The sequence below is a fragment of the Streptomyces sp. NPDC051211 genome, from assembly GCF_040689505.1.
GTDB lineage: Bacteria > Actinomycetota > Actinomycetes > Streptomycetales > Streptomycetaceae > Streptomyces.
In genome coordinates, this window is sequence record NZ_JBFBAV010000001.1 from 119,383 (window position 1) to 136,633 (window position 17,251).

The 17,251-nt window shown below is 70.5% G+C and carries 16 protein-coding genes; 2 read left to right on the plus strand and 14 right to left on the minus strand.

Annotated features, from left to right (window positions below):
- Positions 1 to 14: 14 nt before the first annotated feature.
- Genes nuoH through AB0447_RS00675 form a run of 8 tightly spaced genes read right to left on the minus strand, consistent with a single transcriptional unit; the run spans position 15 to position 8,936 of the window.
- On the minus strand, positions 15 to 1,367 hold the full coding sequence (nuoH, locus tag AB0447_RS00640; protein ID WP_366474191.1) for an NADH-quinone oxidoreductase subunit NuoH: 1,353 nt from the start codon (positions 1,365 to 1,367) through the stop codon (positions 15 to 17).
- Positions 1,364 to 3,838 carry an NADH-quinone oxidoreductase subunit G gene (locus AB0447_RS00645; protein ID WP_366474192.1) on the minus strand — a complete coding sequence of 825 codons (2,475 nt, stop codon included), beginning with the start codon at positions 3,836 to 3,838 and terminating at the stop codon, positions 1,364 to 1,366. The genes nuoH and AB0447_RS00645 overlap by 4 nt, the downstream gene beginning before the upstream one ends.
- A complete protein-coding gene (nuoF, locus tag AB0447_RS00650; RefSeq protein WP_366474193.1) occupies positions 3,835 to 5,214 on the minus strand; it encodes an NADH-quinone oxidoreductase subunit NuoF in 1,380 nt (459 codons plus the stop codon). Before nuoF ends, AB0447_RS00645 begins: the two co-directional genes overlap by 4 nt.
- Complete coding sequence (gene nuoE, locus AB0447_RS00655; protein ID WP_366474194.1) at positions 5,214 to 5,951, minus strand: NADH-quinone oxidoreductase subunit NuoE; 738 nt, start codon at positions 5,949 to 5,951, stop codon at positions 5,214 to 5,216. The genes nuoF and nuoE overlap by 1 nt, the downstream gene beginning before the upstream one ends.
- On the minus strand, positions 5,948 to 7,273 hold the full coding sequence (locus tag AB0447_RS00660; RefSeq protein ID WP_366474195.1) for an NADH-quinone oxidoreductase subunit D: 1,326 nt from the start codon (positions 7,271 to 7,273) through the stop codon (positions 5,948 to 5,950). The genes nuoE and AB0447_RS00660 overlap by 4 nt, the downstream gene beginning before the upstream one ends.
- Positions 7,273 to 8,010 (minus strand): NADH-quinone oxidoreductase subunit C, encoded by a 738-nt coding sequence (locus tag AB0447_RS00665; protein ID WP_366474197.1) that lies wholly within the window; start codon positions 8,008 to 8,010, stop codon positions 7,273 to 7,275. Before AB0447_RS00665 ends, AB0447_RS00660 begins: the two co-directional genes overlap by 1 nt.
- A complete protein-coding gene (locus tag AB0447_RS00670; RefSeq protein WP_366474198.1) occupies positions 8,007 to 8,561 on the minus strand; it encodes an NADH-quinone oxidoreductase subunit B family protein in 555 nt (184 codons plus the stop codon). Before AB0447_RS00670 ends, AB0447_RS00665 begins: the two co-directional genes overlap by 4 nt.
- A 15-nt stretch (positions 8,562 to 8,576) precedes the next feature.
- Positions 8,577 to 8,936 (minus strand): NADH-quinone oxidoreductase subunit A, encoded by a 360-nt coding sequence (locus AB0447_RS00675; protein ID WP_366474199.1) that lies wholly within the window; start codon positions 8,934 to 8,936, stop codon positions 8,577 to 8,579.
- Between the two features lie 714 nt (positions 8,937 to 9,650).
- Here AB0447_RS00675 and AB0447_RS00680 point away from each other — a divergent pair.
- On the plus strand, positions 9,651 to 10,490 hold the full coding sequence (locus AB0447_RS00680; protein WP_366474200.1) for a C40 family peptidase: 840 nt from the start codon (positions 9,651 to 9,653) through the stop codon (positions 10,488 to 10,490).
- A gap of 110 nt (positions 10,491 to 10,600) precedes the next feature.
- Here AB0447_RS00680 and AB0447_RS00685 read toward each other — a convergent pair whose 3' ends face one another.
- A complete protein-coding gene (locus tag AB0447_RS00685) occupies positions 10,601 to 11,485 on the minus strand; it encodes a hypothetical protein (protein WP_366474201.1) in 885 nt (294 codons plus the stop codon).
- A 144-nt stretch (positions 11,486 to 11,629) separates the two neighbouring features.
- Positions 11,630 to 12,913, minus strand: a complete 1,284-nt coding sequence (locus tag AB0447_RS00690; RefSeq protein WP_366474202.1) for a geranylgeranyl reductase family protein — start codon at positions 12,911 to 12,913, stop codon at positions 11,630 to 11,632.
- Between the two features lie 98 nt (positions 12,914 to 13,011).
- On the opposite strand from AB0447_RS00690, the gene AB0447_RS00695 reads away from it, so the two are divergent.
- Positions 13,012 to 13,539 (plus strand): GNAT family N-acetyltransferase, encoded by a 528-nt coding sequence (locus AB0447_RS00695; RefSeq protein ID WP_366474203.1) that lies wholly within the window; start codon positions 13,012 to 13,014, stop codon positions 13,537 to 13,539.
- 31 nt (positions 13,540 to 13,570) lie between these two features.
- Here the strand turns inward: AB0447_RS00695 and AB0447_RS00700 are convergent, their stop codons facing one another.
- The 4 genes from AB0447_RS00700 to mqnC all read right to left on the minus strand — a co-directional run bounded on the left by AB0447_RS00700 (position 13,571) and on the right by mqnC (position 17,223).
- Positions 13,571 to 14,497, minus strand: coding sequence for a glutaminase (locus AB0447_RS00700; RefSeq protein WP_366474204.1), 927 nt, complete (start codon positions 14,495 to 14,497; stop codon positions 13,571 to 13,573).
- A 26-nt stretch (positions 14,498 to 14,523) separates the two neighbouring features.
- Positions 14,524 to 15,216: a demethylmenaquinone methyltransferase gene (locus AB0447_RS00705; RefSeq protein ID WP_366474205.1), complete on the minus strand. Its 693-nt coding sequence runs from the start codon at positions 15,214 to 15,216 to the stop codon at positions 14,524 to 14,526.
- Positions 15,217 to 15,329: 113 nt separating this feature from the next.
- Positions 15,330 to 16,013: a hypothetical protein gene (locus AB0447_RS00710; protein WP_366474206.1), complete on the minus strand. Its 684-nt coding sequence runs from the start codon at positions 16,011 to 16,013 to the stop codon at positions 15,330 to 15,332.
- 10 nt (positions 16,014 to 16,023) lie between these two features.
- Complete coding sequence (mqnC, locus tag AB0447_RS00715) at positions 16,024 to 17,223, minus strand: cyclic dehypoxanthinyl futalosine synthase (RefSeq protein WP_366474207.1); 1,200 nt, start codon at positions 17,221 to 17,223, stop codon at positions 16,024 to 16,026.
- Positions 17,224 to 17,251 lie beyond the last annotated feature (28 nt).

Below are 17,251 nucleotides of genomic sequence, written 5' to 3' on the forward strand. Positions count from 1 at the left end.
TCGTCAGACACCTCTCAACCCTCCTCTCGGTCACTGTCAGTATTCGTGCCGCCACTGACGATCAGCTCCCGCTCGCCGCGGGGCCGCCGTCGCGGTACGGGTGCCGTCTGCTGGCCGGGCTTCGGCGGCACCGGGAATCCGCCCGCCATCGGGTCGAAGGGCTCCTCCACGGCGGCCTCCCCGGGCCCCGCCGCCTTCTCCTTCCGGTCCCGGAACAGATCCACGACCAGGGAGAGCAGCAGGACGGCGACCACGCCGCCGCCGACGTACAGGACGATCTCGCTGAAGTCGTAGGCCTCGTTGCGGAGCGCCCGGACGGTCGCGACCAGCATCAGCCAGACCACCGAGACCGGAATGAGGACCTTCCAGCCGAGCTTCATCAGCTGGTCGTAGCGGACCCGCGGCAGAGTGCCGCGCAGCCAGATGAAGAAGAACAGCAGCAGCTGCACCTTGAGGACGAACCACAGCAGCGGCCACCAGCCGTGGTTGGCGCCCTCCCAGAAGGTGCTGACCGGGTACGGGGCCCGCCAGCCGCCCAGGAAGAGGGTGGTCGCGACCGCCGAGACGGTCACCATGTTCACGTACTCGGCGAGCATGAACATCGCGAACTTGATCGACGAGTACTCGGTGTTGAAGCCGCCGACCAGGTCGCCCTCGGACTCCGGCATGTCGAACGGGGCCCGGTTGGTCTCACCGACCATCGTGACCACGTAGATGAGGAAGGACACCGGCAGCAGCACGATGTACCAGCGGTCCGCCTGCGCCTCGACGATCGCCGAGGTCGACATCGACCCGGAGTAGAGGAACACCGAGGCGAAGGCCGCGCCCATCGCGATCTCGTACGAGATCATCTGCGCGCAGGAGCGGAGCCCGCCCAGCAGCGGGTAGGTCGAGCCGGAGGACCAGCCGGCCAGGACGATGCCGTAGATGCCGACCGAGGCCACCGCGAGGATGTACAGCATCGCGATCGGCAGGTCGGTCAGCTGCATCGTGGTCCGCTGGCCGAAGATCGAGACCTCGTTGCCGGACGGCCCGAAGGGGATCACCGCGATCGCCATGAAGGCCGGGACCGCCGCGACGATCGGGGCCAGGATGTAGACCGCCTTGTCGGCCCGCTTGACGACCAGGTCTTCCTTCAGCATCAGCTTGATGCCGTCGGCGAGGGACTGCAGGAAGCCCCACGGCCCGTGCCGGTTGGGCCCGATGCGCAGCTGCATCCAGGCGACCACCTTGCGCTCCCACACGATGGAGAAGAGCACGGTCACCATCAGGAAGGCGAAGCAGAACACCGCCTTGACGACCACGAGCCACCAGACGTCCCGGCCGAACAGGGAGAGGTCCTCGGCGGCAAGCTGTACCGCGTTCACGCGCCCACCTCCGCAGTGGTGTCGCCGGTGTCGGACGAGGGGCGGGCCGGACCGATCCGGACCAGGGCGCCCGGCAGGGCACCGGTATCGGAGGCGATCCCGCCGCCCGTGGAGTTCAGCGGCAGCCAGACCACCCGGTCCGGCATCTCGGTGACCCGCAGCGGGAGCTCCACCGTCCCGGCCGGGCCGGTGACCGCCAGCACGTCGCCGCTCTTGACGCCCGTCTCGGCGGCCGTGGCCGCGGACAGCCGGGCACTGGCCTCGTGCCGGGTACCGGCCAGGGCATCGTCGCCGTCCTGGAGCCGGCCCAGGTCCAGCAGCAGCCGGTGGCCGGCCAGCACCGCCTCGCCCGCGCCGGGGCGGGGCAGCGGCTGCGGGTCGGCCGGCTGCTCGGAGGCACGCTCCCCGGCCCACCCGCCGAGCCGGTCGATCTCCCGGCGCACGGCGTGGATGTCCGGCAGGCCCAGCGGCCTGCCCGCCTCGTCCGCGAGCATGTGCAGCACCCGCGCGTCGGACGGCGCGAGCGTGCGGGTCATCTGGTCGGGCTTCAGGGCCGCCTCGAACGGGCGGATCCGGCCCTCCCAGTTGATGAAGGCACCCGGCTTCTCGGCGACCGCCGCGACCGGGAACACCACGTCCGCGTGGTCGGTGACCTCGCTCGGGCGCAGCTCCAGGGAGACCACGAAGGCCTCCCGCAGCGCCTCCCGCGCCCGCTCCGGGTCCGGCAGGTCGGCGACCTCGACGCCCGCGACCAGCAGCGCGCCCAGTTCACCGCCGGCCGCGGCCTCCACGATCTGGCCGGTGTCCCGGCCGTACCGGTGCGGCAGCTCGTCCAGGCCCCAGACCGCGGCGACCTCCTCGCGGGCCCGCGGGTCGGTGGCCGGACGGGCGCCCGGCAGCAGCGACGGCAGCGCACCCGCCTCGATCGCGGCCCGCTCACCGGCCCGCCGCGGGATCCACACCAGCTGCGCGCCGGTCGCGGCGGCCGCCCGTACGGCGGCGGTCAGCGCGCCGGGCACGGCCGCGAGCCGCTCACCGACGACGATCACCGCGCCGGGTGCGCGCAGCGCCTCGGCCGCCTCGTGACCGCCCTGTTCCAGGCCGGTACGGGAGGCCAGTGCGGCCAGCCACTCGGGCTCGGTGCCGGGGGCGGCGGCCAGCAGGGTGCCGCCCGCCTTCTCCAGCCCGCGGGTGGCGAACGGCGCCAGCGCGAAGGTCCGCTGCCGGTGCTTGCGGTGCGCCTTGCGCAGCCGCAGGAACACCCCGGGGGCCTCTTCCTCGGACTCGATCCCGGCGAGCAGGACCGCCGGGGCCGCCTCCAGCGAGCCGTACGTGACCCCGTCCCCGGAGAGCCCGGTGCCGCGGCCCGCCACGGTGGAGGCCAGGAAGTCGGCCTCCTCCGCGCTGTGCGTGCGCGCCCGGAAGTCGATGTCGTTGGTGTCGAGCACGACCCGGGCGAACTTCGCGTAGCCGTAGGCGTCCTCGACGGTGAGCCGGCCGCCGGTCAGCACTCCGGCCCGGCCGCGGGCCGCGGCCAGTCCGGCGGCGGCCGCCGCCAGGGCCTCCGGCCAGCTCGCCTGCTCCAGCTCACCGGTTGCGCTGTTCCGCACCAGCGGGGTGGTGAGCCGGTCCGGGCGCTGGGCGTACCGGAACGCGAACCGGCCCTTGTCGCAGATCCACTCCTCGTTGACCTCCGGGTCCTCCGCGGCCAGCCGGCGCAGCACCTTGCCGCGCCGGTGGTCGGTGCGGGTGGCGCAGCCGCCCGCACAGTGCTCGCACACGCTGGGCGAGGACACCAGGTCGAAGGGGCGGGACCGGAACCGGTAGGCGGCCGAGGTCAGCGCGCCCACCGGGCAGATCTGGATGGTGTTCCCGGAGAAGTACGACTCGAAGGGGTCGCCCTCGCCGGTGCCGACCTGCTGCAGCGCACCGCGCTCCAGCAGCTCGATCATCGGGTCGCCGGCCACCTGGTTGGAGAACCGGGTGCAGCGCGCGCAGAGCACGCAGCGCTCCCGGTCGAGCAGCACCTGGGTGCTGATCGGCACCGGCTTCTCGTAGGTCCGCTTCTTTCCTTCGAACCGGGACTCGGCGTTGCCGTGGGACAGGGCCTGGTTCTGCAGCGGGCACTCGCCGCCCTTGTCGCAGACCGGGCAGTCCAGCGGGTGGTTGATGAGCAGCAGCTCCATCACCCCGCGCTGGGCCTTCTCGGCGACCGGGGAGCTGAGCTGGGTCTTGACCACCATGCCGTCGGTGCAGGTGATGGTGCAGGAGGCCATCGGCTTGCGCTGGCCCTCGACCTCGACGATGCACTGGCGGCAGGCGCCGACCGGGTCGAGGAGGGGGTGGTCGCAGAAGCGCGGGATCTCGATGCCGAGCTGTTCGGCGGCCCGGATGACGAGCGTCCCCTTGGGGACGGACAACTCGACCCCGTCGATGGTCAGGGAGACGAGGTCCTCTGCCGGGGCGGTCATGCGGTCACCTCCGTGTCGGCCCACAGGGTCGACTTCTTGGGGTCGAAGGGGCAGCCCTTGCCCGTGATGTGCTGCTCGTACTCCTCGCGGAAGTACCTGAGCGAGGAGAAGATCGGGCTGGCCGCGCCGTCACCGAGGGCGCAGAACGACTTGCCGTTGATGTTGTCGGCGATGTCGTTGAGCTTGTCGAGGTCGGACATCACGCCCTTGCCCGCTTCGATGTCGCGCAGCAGCTGGACCAGCCAGTAGGTGCCTTCGCGGCACGGTGTGCACTTGCCGCAGGATTCGTGGGCGTAGAACTCGGTCCACCGGGTCACGGCCCGCACCACGCAGGTGGTCTCGTCGAAGCACTGCAGGGCCTTGGTGCCGAGCATCGATCCGGCCGCGCCGACGCCCTCGTAGTCCAGCGGGACGTCCAGGTGCTCGTCCGTGAACATGGGGGTGGAGGAGCCGCCCGGGGTCCAGAACTTCAGCCGGTGACCGGGCCGCATGCCGCCGCTCATGTCGAGCAGCTGCCGCAGGGTGATGCCGAGCGGAGCCTCGTACTGGCCGGGGCCGGCCACGTGCCCGGACAGCGAGTACAGGGTGAAGCCGGGGGACTTCTCCGTCCCCATCGCCTTGAACCAGTCCTTGCCGCGGTTGAGGATCGCGGGAACCGAGGCGATCGACTCCACGTTGTTCACCACGGTGGGGCAGGCGTAGAGGCCTTCCACCGCGGGGAAGGGGGGACGCAGCCGGGGCTGTCCGCGCCGGCCTTCGAGGGAGTCGAGGAGAGCGGTCTCCTCGCCGCAGATGTACGCACCGGCGCCGGCGTGCACGGTCAGTTCGAGGTCGATGCCGCTGCCCAGGATGTCCTTCCCGAGGTAGCCGGCTTCGTAGGCCTCGCGCACGGCCTCGTGCAGCCGCCGCAGCACCGGCACGACCTCGCCGCGCAGGTAGATGAAGGCGTGCTGCGAGCGGATGGCGTAGCAGGCGATGACGATTCCCTCGATGAGGGAGTGCGGGTTGGCGAAGAGGAGGGGGATGTCCTTGCAGGTTCCCGGCTCCGACTCGTCGGCGTTGACCACGAGGTAGTGCGGCTTCCCGTCGCCCTGCGGGATGAACTGCCACTTCATTCCGGTGGGGAAGCCCGCGCCGCCGCGTCCGCGCAGACCGGAGTCCTTCACGTACGCGATCAGGTCGTCCGGGGTCATCGCGAGCGCCTTGCGCAGGCCCTCGTAGCCCTCGTGCCGCCTGTAGGTCTCCAGCGTCCAGGACTGCGGGTCGTCCCAGAACGCCGACAGCACGGGCGCCAGGAGCTTCTCCGGGCTGGTCCCTCCCCCAGCCTCCGGCTGGGAGGTGCCCCCGCGACTTTCCTTTGGAGTCGACACCGACATCACTCCCCTCCCTCGGTGGTCGCTTCACCGCGCGGGTGGACGATCGGGGCGTGCGGGGCTTCGCCGCGGGCGAGCCTCAGCCCGACCAGGGAAGCCGGTCCGGCACCGCCGCTCGCCTCGACCGCGCCCTCGCGCCCGTCGGGGAAGCCCGCCAGGATCCGGGCGGTCTCCTTGTACGTGCACAGCGGCGCGCCCCGGGTCGGCTCGACCGGGCGGCCCGCGAGGAGGTCGTCGACCAGGGCCTTCGCCGAACCGGGGGTCTGGTTGTCGAAGAACTCCCAGTTGACCATCACCACGGGGGCGAAGTCGCAGGCCGCGTTGCACTCGATGTGCTCGAGGGTGACCTTGCCGTCGGGGGTGGTCTCGTTGTTGCCGACGCCGAGGTGCTCCTTGAGCTCCTCGAAGATGGCGTCGCCGCCCATGACCGCGCAGAGGGTGTTCGTGCAGACGCCGACCTGGTAGTCCCCGGAGGGCTTGCGCCGGTACATCGTGTAGAAGGTGACGACCGCGGTGACCTCGGCGGTGGTCAGGCCCAGTACCTCCGCGCAGAAGCGGATGCCGGTGCGCGAGACGTAGCCCTCCTCGGACTGCACCAGGTGCAGCAGGGGCAGCAGCGCGGAGCGGCTGTCGGGGTAGCGGGCGACGACCTCCTTCGCGTCCGCTTCGAGCCGGGCCCGGACGTCGGCCGGGAAGTCGGGGGCGGGCAGCTGGGGCATCCCCAATTGGATGTCGGTCATCGGTCGACGCCTCCCATCACGGGGTCGATGGAGGCGACGGCGACGATGACGTCGGCGACCTGGCCGCCCTCGCACATCGCGGCCATGGCCTGCAGGTTGGTGAAGGACGGGTCGCGGAAGTGGACCCGGTAGGGGCGGGTGCCGCCGTCGGAGACCAGGTGGACGCCGAGCTCGCCCTTGGGGGACTCGACGGCCGCGTAGGCCTGGCCGGCCGGCACCCGGAAGCCCTCGGTCACCAGCTTGAAGTGGTGGATGAGGGCCTCCATGGAGGTGCCCATGATGTTCTTGATGTGGTCGAGGGAGTTGCCGAGGCCGTCGGGGCCCATGGCGAGCTGCGCCGGCCAGGCGATCTTCTTGTCGGCGACCATGACCGGGCCGGGCTCCAGCCGGTCCAGGCACTGCTCGACGATCCGCAGCGACTGCCGCATCTCCTCCAGGCGGATCAGGAAGCGCCCGTAGGAGTCGCAGGTCTCGGTGGTCGGGACGTCGAACTCGTAGTTCTCGTATCCGCAGTAGGGGTCGCTCTTGCGGAGGTCGTGCGGGAGGCCGGCGGACCGCAGGATGGGGCCGGTGGCGCCGAGCGCCATGCAGCCGGCCAGGTCGAGGTAGCCGACGTCCTGCATGCGGGCCTTGAAGATGGGGTTGCCGGTGGCGAGCTTGTCGTACTCCGGCAGGTTCTTCTTCATCGTCTTCACGAACTCGCGGAGCTGGTCCACGGCGCCCGGAGGCAGGTCCTGGGCGAGGCCGCCGGGGCGGATGAACGCGTGGTTCATGCGCAGGCCGGTGATCAGCTCGTAGATGTCGAGAATGAGTTCACGATCACGGAAGCCGTAGATCATGATCGTGGTGGCGCCCAGCTCCATGCCGCCGGTGGCGATGCACACCAGGTGGGAGGAGAGCCGGTTGAGCTCCATCAGCAGGACCCGGATGACGGTGGCGCGGTCCGGGATCTGGTCGGTGATGCCGAGCAGCTTCTCGACGCCCAGGCAGTACGCCGTCTCGTTGAAGAACGGCGTCAGGTAGTCCATGCGCGTGACGAAGGTGGTGCCCTGCGTCCAGTTGCGGAATTCGAGGTTCTTCTCGATTCCGGTGTGCAGGTAGCCGATCCCGCAGCGGGCCTCGGTGACCGTCTCGCCGTCGATCTCCAGGATCAGCCGGAGCACGCCGTGGGTGGACGGGTGCTGCGGACCCATGTTGACGACGATCCGCTCGTCGTCGGCCTTGGCGGACGACTGGACGATCTCGTCCCAGTCGCCGCCGGTGACCGTGTAGACGGTGCCCTCGGTCGTCTCGCGAGCAGAGGCGTGGTTTGACGTGGACATCAGCTGTACGACCTCCGCTGGTCGGGAGCCGGGATCTGGGCGCCCTTGTACTCGACGGGAATCCCGCCGAGCGGGTAGTCCTTGCGCTGCGGGAAGCCCTGCCAGTCGTCCGGCATCATGATCCGGGTGAGGGCCGGGTGCCCGTCGAAGATCAGGCCGAAGAAGTCGTACGTCTCGCGCTCGTGCCAGTCGTTGGTCGGATAGACCTCGACCAGCGAGGGGACGTGCGGGTCGGCGTCCGGCGCCGAGACCTCCAGCCGGATCAGCCGGCCGTGGGTGAGCGAGCGCAGGTGGTAGACGGCGTGCAGTTCCCTGCCCCTGTCTCCCGGGAAGTGGACGCCGGAGACGCCGGTGCAGAGCTCGAAGCGCAGCGCCGGGTCGTCGCGCAGGGTCCGGGCGACCCGTACGAGGTGCTCGCGGGCGATGTGGAAGGTCAGCTCGCCGCGGTCCACCACCGTCTTCTCGATGGCGTTCTCCGGGACGAGGCCCTGCTCCTCCAAGGCGCCTTCGAGCTCGTCGGCGACCTCGTCGAAGTAGGAGCCGTACGGGCGGGCGGAGGCTCCGGGCAGGGTGATCGTGCGGACCAGGCCGCCGTACCCGCTGGTGTCGCCGCCGTTGCCGGCGCCGAACATGCCCTTGCGTACGCCGATCACCTCGGGGCCGGCGGCGCTGCCGCGCGGGGCAGGAACGTTGTTCCCGTTCCCGCCGGCGTTCTCGGGCTCGTGGGTCTCGCTCACCGGAGCAGCCCCTTCATCTCGATGGTGGGGAGCGCCTTGAGGGCCGCCTCCTCCGCCTCACGGGCCGCCTCTTCCCGGTTCACGCCGAGCTTGGAGGTCTGGATCTTCTGGTGGAGCTTGAGGATCGCGTCCATCAGCATCTCGGGCCGGGGCGGGCAGCCGGGCAGGTAGATGTCCACCGGGACGATGTGGTCGACGCCCTGGACGATCGCGTAGTTGTTGAACATTCCGCCCGAGGAGGCGCATACGCCCATGGAGATGACCCACTTGGGAGCGGGCATCTGGTCGTACACCTGCCGCAGCACCGGCGCCATCTTCTGGCTGACCCGGCCGGCCACGATCATCAGGTCCGCCTGGCGCGGAGATCCGCGGAAGACCTCCATGCCGAAGCGGGCCAGGTCGTAGCGGCCGGCGCCGGTCGTCATCATTTCGATGGCGCAGCACGCCAGGCCGAAGGTGGCGGGGAAGACGGATGACTTGCGCACCCAGCCCGCGGCCTGTTCGACGGTGGTCAGCAGAAAGCCGCTCGGCAGCTTCTCTTCCAGTCCCATGGAAAACTCAGCCCCTCAGTCCCATTCCAGGCCGCCGCGCCGCCAGACGTACGCGTAGGCGACGAAGACGGTGAGCACGAAGAGCAACATCTCGACGAGCCCGAAGATCCCCAGGGCGTCGAAGGTGACGGCCCAGGGGTAGAGGAAGACGATCTCGATGTCGAAAATGATGAAGAGCATCGCCGTCAGGTAGTACTTGATCGGGAAGCGGCCGCCGCCGGCCGGCAACGGGGTCGGCTCGATGCCGCACTCGTAGGCCTCGAGCTTCGCCCGGTTGTACCTTTTTGGGCCGATCAGCGTGGCCATGACCACGGAGAAGATCGCAAACCCTGCGCCGAGGGCGCCGAGCACGAGGATGGGCGCGTAGGCATTCACGCTCCTCGCTCCTTCCAGTCGTCCTTGACCGTTGGACCGCTGCACACCGGCGTCTGCCCCGCCTCGCGAAGATCGCACTTCGATCGGACGATTCCATGTGAGGCAGTTCACAAGCCGGACTGCTGCGCATCTTATGCCTGCCGGTCTGTGATCTGCGACACGGGTAACAACACCGAGTTTGTGATCTCCACCACCTGACGAACGATCATGAACTCCGATGAGTGGTGATCTTCATACGCGAAGCACCCACATGATCACCAGAGGTGACATTCAAGCCGGTTGCCGCAGGTAGAACGACTGTCGCACTATCAAAGGCTGGATCCTGCACGCAAATTGGCGACAGCCAGCCCTTTCGTGGTAAGGGATCACGCGTCGCCCGACCGGGGGAGGGTCCGGGGACGGAAGTGGACGCGTGCATCCGTTCACGAACTCCACAGGAGCCTCACAGCGTGACGAATCTGTGACCTCCGTCACCCCGGCTTCACGTCGGCAAAAGCGGGCTTGGCCATCTGTCCGCGCGGATGCTAGGCGCTGGATCAAAAGGGACTAAACATGGAAACCCCATGATCACAGCCTTGCAACGGCCTGTCCGATTCGCCCTTTTGCGGCGTCAATAAGGGGTGCGGCGCGCCCGGTTCGAGCCATTCGCGCACAACTGTGGCGCAGACCACGTTTCTTGAAGGGAACCCTGACGCCCTGATAGCGGTTGTACTCATGTCCCACACCGCTCACATACCCAGCCACCGGAAGCCCCGCCGCAGCGCCTCGAAGCTCGCGGTGCGCGCCGGAGTTGCCGGTGGCGTCCTCAGCACCCTGGCGATGGCCGGCACGGCGAGCGCAACCCCCGTCGAGCCCGTGACCGAGACCCTCGAGATGCCCGTCCTGAACCTGGACCTGGGCTCCGAAGTGGCCTCCGCCGTCACCAAGGCCGCCGACAACTCCGGCGTGGCCGCCCTCGAGGGCGAGCTCAACGCCCAGGAGGAGACCGCCCGTACCGGCGCCGCCGCCGAGGCCAAGAAGGCCAAGGAAGAGGCGCAGAAGAAGGCCGACGCCGAGAAGAAGGCGAAGGAGGAGGCCGACCGCAAGGCCGCCGCCGAGCGCGCTTCCCGCAACGACGCCCGCACCTCCCTCGGCACCAAGTCCTCCCCGGACACCTCGCGGCCCACCGCCGAGACCGGCCCGGTCGCCCCCGTGGCCAAGGGATCCGCCGCCGCCATCGTGAACTTCGCCCGCGCCCAGGTCGGCAAGGCGTACGTGCTGGGCGGCACCGGCCCCTCCTCGTACGACTGCTCCGGCCTCGTCCGCGCCGCGTACCGCCAGGCCGGCATCTCCCTGCCCCGCATGTCGCAGGACCAGTCGACGGCCGGCCGCTCGGTCTCGCTGAGCGCCCTGCAGCCGGGCGACATCCTGTACTGGGGCTCCAAGGGCAGCGCCTACCACGTGGCCGTGTACGTCGGCGGCGGCAAGTTCGTCGGCGCCCAGAACCCCCGTACGGGCATCGTGGAGCGCTCCATGAGCTACGACCGCCCCACCGGCGCGGTCCGCGTCCTCTAGGCGCTCTCAGGCACCACGGAAAGGGCCGGCACTCCCCCGCTCGGGGGCGGAGTGCCGGCCCTTCTTCGTACCTTGAGGCCTTCCGGGCCTTATAGGGCGTTATGACCCCTCTAGCGGAGCGTCACCCACTGGTTGGCGTCACCGAACACCCACTGGCCCAGGTCGGGGTCCTGGGCCTGGACGTTGCCGAAGACCTTGAGCCGCTCCGACCGGATGAACGGAGTACCCACCTCCGGCGTGTGCACCTGCACCTCGGCCTGCCACGGGACCGTCTTGCCCGGTACGCAGTCCACCTCGGTGCGGAACTGGCCCTGGACGAACAGCGGCTGCTCCTGGCTCGCCGAGCCGCCGACGTGGACCCGGGCCGGCTTGGTGCAGGTGAGCGTGCCGCTCAGGGTGGCCTTGCCCTTGGCCAGCCTGCCGCCCGCCTTGATGGTCATGCCGAGGGCCAGCGGCTTCGGCGGCGCCACGTCGCTGAGGTGCACGTACCCGGTCAGCACGCCCCGGTCGGCGCACTCCTGCCGGTAGTTCGCCTTCAGGGACTTGACGGTGCCGCCCTCGCCGAAGGTCAGCTCGGTGATGCCGAACGCGCCGGACAGGGTGGCGCAGCCGCCCTGGTACCCGTTCACGAACATGCTCGGCGCGTCCAGGGCCACGCCCGGCATTTCGGGCGTCTTCACCGCGTTCTCGTAGTTGCCGACCCCCAGGGCCTGTCCGGCGGGCGCCGCCAGGTCGACGGTCCAGGTGTCGCCCGGCCGGGTGATGACGATCCGCAGGGTGCGGTGGTCGGCGGAGGCCGTGGCGTCGAGCCGGTCGCCGTACACCGGCCCGTACCAGACGGCTCGATCGGTTTCGCCGTCCCCCTGGTCCCCCGCCCAGTGGAACTCGCCCGTCGGCACGGGCGCGGCCTGCGCGGTGCCGGCGCCGGCCAGGCCGGCGGTCAGTGGCAGGGCCAGCGCCGTCAGGACGGCTGCGGTGCGCCGGAGCGCGGACATACGGAATCTCACTCTGTGTTCCCCCCATGGGACTGATGATCGTCAGCTGATCGCCGCGAGTCTGCCAATGGAGGGATATGCGGGGCAATGGGCTTTGCGCCCGAGGCGGTTGACCGCCGCGGGCGGACAACCGCCTCGCCGCCGTCAGGCCTTCGGCGCCACCTTCGAGAGGCCGTTGATGACGCGGTCCATCGCGTCGCCGCCCGTCGGATCGGTCAGGTTCGCCAGCATCTTCAGGGTGAAGCGCATCAGCACCGGGTGGCTCAGCCCGCGCTGGGCCGCGATCTTCATGACCTTCGGGTTGCCGATCAGCTTCACGAAGGCCCGGCCCAGGCTGTAGTAGCCGCCGTAGGTCTCCTTCAGCACCTTCGGGTAGTTGTGCAGGGCCAGTTCGCGCTGGGCCGGGGTGGCCCGGGCGTGGGCCTGGACGATGACGTCCGCCGCGATCTGCCCGGACTCCATGGCGTAGGCGATGCCCTCGCCGTTGAACGGGTTGACCAGCCCGCCCGCGTCGCCCACCAGCAGCAGGCCCTTGGTGTAGTGCGGCTGCCGGTTGAAGGCCATCGGCAGGGCCGCGCCGCGGATCGGCTGGGTCATGTTCTCCGGGGTGTAGCCCCAGTCCTCCGGCATCGAGGCGCACCAGGCCTTGAGTACCTCGCGCCAGTCCAGCTCGCGGAAGGCGGAGGAGGAGTTGAGGATGCCGAGGCCGACGTTGGAGGTGCCGTCGCCCATGCCGAAGATCCAGCCGTAGCCGGGCAGCAGCCGGTCCTGCGGGCCGCGCCGGTCCCACAGCTCCAGCCAGGACTCCAGGTAGTCGTCGTCGTGCCGGGGCGAGGTGAAGTACGTCCGGACGGCCACGCCCATCGGGCGGTCCTCGCGCCGGTGCAGGCCCATCGCCAGGGACAGCCGGGAGGAGTTGCCGTCGGCGGCGACGACCAGCGGGGCGTGGAAGGTGACGGCCTTCTTGTCCTCGCCCAGCTTGGCGTGCACGCCCGTGATGTGGCCGGTGCGGGCGTCGCGGATCGGCTCGCCGACGTTGCAGCGCTCGTACAGCCGGGCGCCGGCCTTCTGCGCCTGCCGGGCCAGCGTCTCGTCGAAGTCGTCGCGCTTGCGGACGAGTCCGTAGTCGGGGAAGGAGGCCAGCTCGGGCCAGTCCAGCTGGAGCCGCTGCCCGCCGCCGATGATCCGCAGGCCCTTGTTGCGGAGCCAGCCGGCCTCTTCGGAGATGTCGATGCCCATCGCCACCAGCTGCTTGGTCGCGCGCGGCGTCAGCCCGTCACCGCAGACCTTCTCGCGCGGGAAAGCCGTCTTCTCCAGCAGCAGGACGTCCAGGCCGGCCTTGGCGAGGTAGTACGCGGTGGTCGAGCCGGCGGGCCCGGCACCGACGACGATCACATCCGCGGAGTGTTCGGAGAGGGGCTCGGTCACTGCGGGATCTCCCGAAGGCTCGATAAGGGGTGCCGAACGGCACAGGACATGTGCAGTCTATGCAGCGAGAGAGATCGCGAATCCGAAGGGCCACCTCGATGACAAGCTCGCCCACTTCGCAGACCCTGCCGTTCCCCGCCGTCCGGCTGCGCGTGCCTACGGACGAGGATGCCCACGCCTGGCACCGGGTGTTCCGCGACCCGGACGTGATGGAGTTCCTCGGCGGCCCCGCCGAGCTGTCCGCGTACGAGGAGTTCACCGCGCGGCAGCGGATGCACGACGCCAGGTACGGCTACTGCCTGTGGACCCTGCTCGACGCGAACGGCGAGGTCATCGGGTTCACCGGCGCGCAGCCGTGGCCCGAGGAGAAGGACTGGGGGCCGGTCGGGCAGATCGAGATCGGCTGGCGGCTCGGGCGGGCGCACTGGGGCCAGGGGTACGCCAGCGCTGCCGCCGCCGCGACGCTGGAGCGCATACGGGCCGCCGGCCTGGACCGGGTCTGCGCGATGATCGACGCGCGGAACGCCCGTTCGGTGGCGGTGGCGGAGCGGCTGGGCATGACCCTCGCCGAGGAGCTCACCACCCCGGGCGGAAACCCCGCCCTCCGCTACGTACTGGAGCTCTAGCCGGGGCTCCGGCCGGAGCCCCGGCAGCGGCTCAGAAGACGCTGAGTCCGGTGAGGGTCGTGAAACGGTCCAGGGCCGCCACACCCGCCACCGAGTTGCCCTGCGCGTCCAGCCCGGGGCTCCACACGGCGAGCGTGCAGGTGCCGGGGACCACGGCCATGATCCCGCCGCCCACCCCGCTCTTGCCCGGCAGCCCGACCCGGTAGGCGAACTCCCCGGCCGCGTCGTACGTCCCGCAGGTCAGCATCACCGCGTTGATCTGCTTGGCCTCGCTGCGGGTCAGCAGCCGCGAGCCGTCCGCGCGCAGGCCGTGCCGGGCCAGGAAGCGGGCGGCGAGGGCGAGGTCGGCGCAGCTGGTCTGGATCGAGCACTGCCAGAAGTAGTGGTCCAGCAGGTCCGGAACCGGGTTGTCGAGGTTCCCGTACGAGGCCATGAAGTGGGCGACGGCGGCGTTCCGGTCGCCGTGCTCCTGCTCGGAAGCGGCGACCTCGGCGTCGAAGGCGAGGTCGGGGTTCCGGCTCTCCTGCTGCAGGAACTTCAGCAGTTCGCTGCTCGCGTCACCGGTGAGGGTCTGCAGCCGGTCGGTGACGACGAGCGCGCCCGCGTTGATGAACGGGTTGCGGGGGATGCCGTTCTCGTACTCAAGCTGCACCAGGGAGTTGAACGGGTTGCCGGAGGGCTCCCGGCCGACCCGCTCCCACAGGCTGTCCCCGCCCTCGGCGAGGGCGAGGGCCAGCGCGAAGACCTTGGTGACGGACTGCGCGGAGAACGGGGTGCGCCAGTCGCCCACCCCGTACACCGTGCCGTCGAGGTCGGCGACGGCCATCCCGAACTGCCGCGGGTCCACGGTGGCGAGCGCCGGAATGTACTCGGCCGGGGTGCCGCTGCCGACCAGCGGAGCGATGTCGGAGGCGATCTGCTCCAGCAGCGCCAGGTAGTCAAAGGACGCAGTGTCCAAGGACGCGGTGTCCAACGCTCCGGTCCTCAGTCCTTGGTGCCGCGGTGCAGGGCGACCACGCCGCCGGTCAGGTTCCGCCAGGCCACCTTGGACCAGCCGGCCTTCTGCAGCAGGGCGGCCAGCGCGGGCTGGTCCGGCCACTCCCGGATGGACTCGGCGAGGTAGACGTACGCGTCGGGGTTGGAGGACACGGCGCGGGCCACCGGCGGCAGGGCGCGCATCAGGTACTCGGTGTAGACGGTCCTGAACGGCGCCCAGGTGGGCTGCGAGAACTCGCAGATGACGACGCGGCCGCCGGGCTTGGTCACCCGGTACAGCTCGCGCAGCGCGGTGTCCGTGTCCTGGACGTTGCGCAGCCCGAAGGAGATGGTGACGGCGTCGAAGGTGTCGTCGCGGAACGGCAGCCGGGTCGCGTCGCCGGCGGTCAGCGGCAGCCACGGGTGCTTCTTCTTGCCCTCGCGGAGCATGCCGAGCGAGAAGTCGCAGGGCACGACGTACGCGCCGGTGGCGGCGAAGGGAAGCGAACTGGTCGCCGTGCCGGCGGCCAGGTCCAGGATCTTCTGCGCGGGCCGCGCGTCGACCGCCCGGGCGACCTCCTTGCGCCACAGCCGGGCCTGGCCGAGCGAGAGGACGTCATTGGTGAGGTCGTAGTTGGCCGCCACACCGTCGAACATGGAGGCGACTTCGTGCGGCTGCTTGTCCAGATGTGCGCGGGTCACTGGCGTTCGCCCCTCGGTGTGCGTACTCGGCCGATACCGGGCCATTCTCGCAGGCGCACCCCGCACCGCCGGACCGGGCCCGCCCCGGCGGGCCACCGGCGGGCGGAGACCCGCTAGCGGCGGCGGTGGAGCAGCCGGCCGCCGATCACCGTGGCCACACAGGTCGTCGCACCCTCCGCGAGCAGCGCCGCCTCGTCCGGTACCGCGAAGGCCGCGAACCGGGCCGGCCCGCCCTCCTGCAGAGTGCCGTAGTACGCCTCGGCCACCGCCGACCGGCCCGCGAACGGGTCCAGCGAGGGCGGCACGGGGCCCGCCGCAGCCGGGGCCACGGTCGGGCCCGCGGCCGGGGGCGGTGGCAGCACCGTCAGGCCGGAGCGGGACACCGCCGTCCGCACCGAAGGGACGGTGAACCGGCCGGAGACCGCCACGACCCCGCGCGCCAGCAGCTTCTGCGTTCCGCGGCGGGCGCTGTGCCCCCAGCGCGGCTCGGTCATCTTCAGGTCGGCCAGCGCCTCCCCGGTGATCGGCTCCGCACCGAGCTCGGTGACCTCGTACGGGTCGTCCGGGTAGTAGGTGCGCTCCAGCAGCTGGTCGGCGGACCGCACCAGCAGGCCCGGGGCCAGCAGCCCCGGCCAGCGGCGGACCCGCGCGTGCGGGTACCGGGCCGCCAGGTCCTCGTACGGCCCCACCAGGGCGATCCGGTCGCCCTCGACCAGGACCGCCCCGGCGGTCAGCGGCACGGCCGCGTCCTCGGGGCCTCCGGGCACCAGCAGGTCGGCGGTGTGCAGCGTGAGCATCGGCGCCGGCTCAGTTCGTGGAGATGAGCTTCAGCTCGGGGTGCGCGGTGCCGCCCTCGATGGCGGTGGAGGAGATGTGCGAGACGACGCGGTGGTCGGCCGGGTCGTTCGCCGGGTCGTCGTGCACGGCCAGGTGCTCGTACGTGGTCGCGCGCTGCGCCGGCGTACGGCCCGCCTTGCGGATCAGGTCGATGATCTCGTGCCGGTTGGAGCGGTGCTTGGCGCCCGCCGAGGAGACCACGTTCTCCTCCAGCATGATCGAGCCGAGGTCGTCCGCGCCGTAGTGCAGCGACAGCTGGCCCGCCTCCTTGCCGACGGTCAGCCAGGAGCCCTGGATGTGCGCGACGTTGTCGAGGAAGAGCCGGGCGACGGCGATCATCCGCAGGTACTCGAAGATGGTCGCCTGGGTGCGGCCCTTGAGGTGGTTGTTCTCGGGCTGGTACGTGTACGGGATGAAGGCCCGGAAGCCACCCGTCCGGTCCTGCACGTCGCGGATCATGCGGATGTGCTCGATCCGCTCCGCGTTGGTCTCGCCGGTGCCCATCAGCATCGTGGAGGTGGACTCCACGCCCAGGTTGTGGGCCAGCTCCATGATCTCCAGCCAGCGCTCGCCGGACTCCTTGAGCGGCGCGATCGCCTTCCGCGGCCGCTCCGGCAGCAGTTCGGCGCCGGCGCCCGCGAAGGAGTCCAGGCCGGCGGCGTGGATCCGGCGGATCGCCTCCTCGGCGCTCACCCCGGAGATCCGGGCCATGTGCTCCACCTCGGACGCACCGAGGGAGTGGATGACCAGCTGCGGGAAGGCCTTCTTGATGGCGGAGAAGTGCTCCTCGTAGTACTCCACGCCGTAGTCGGGGTGGTGGCCGCCCTGGAACATCACCTGGGTGCCGCCGAGCTCCACGGTCTCCGCGCAGCGGCGCAGGATGTCGTCGAGGTCGCGGCTCCAGCCCTTCTTGGTGTCCTTGGGCGCCGCGTAGAACGCGCAGAACTTGCAGGCCGTCACACAGACGTTGGTGTAGTTGATGTTCCGCTCGATGATGTACGTCGCGATGTGCTCGGTACCGGCGTAGCGGCGGCGGCGCACGGCGTCGGCCGCGGACCCGAGGGCGTGCAGCGGTGCGTGGCGGTAGAGGTCGAGCGCCTCCTCCGCGGAGATCCGGCCTCCCGCGGCGGCACGGTCGAGGACAGACTGGAGAGCGGCCTGGTCGGTCACCGGTGCGTCACCCTTCGGAGGTGTGTCA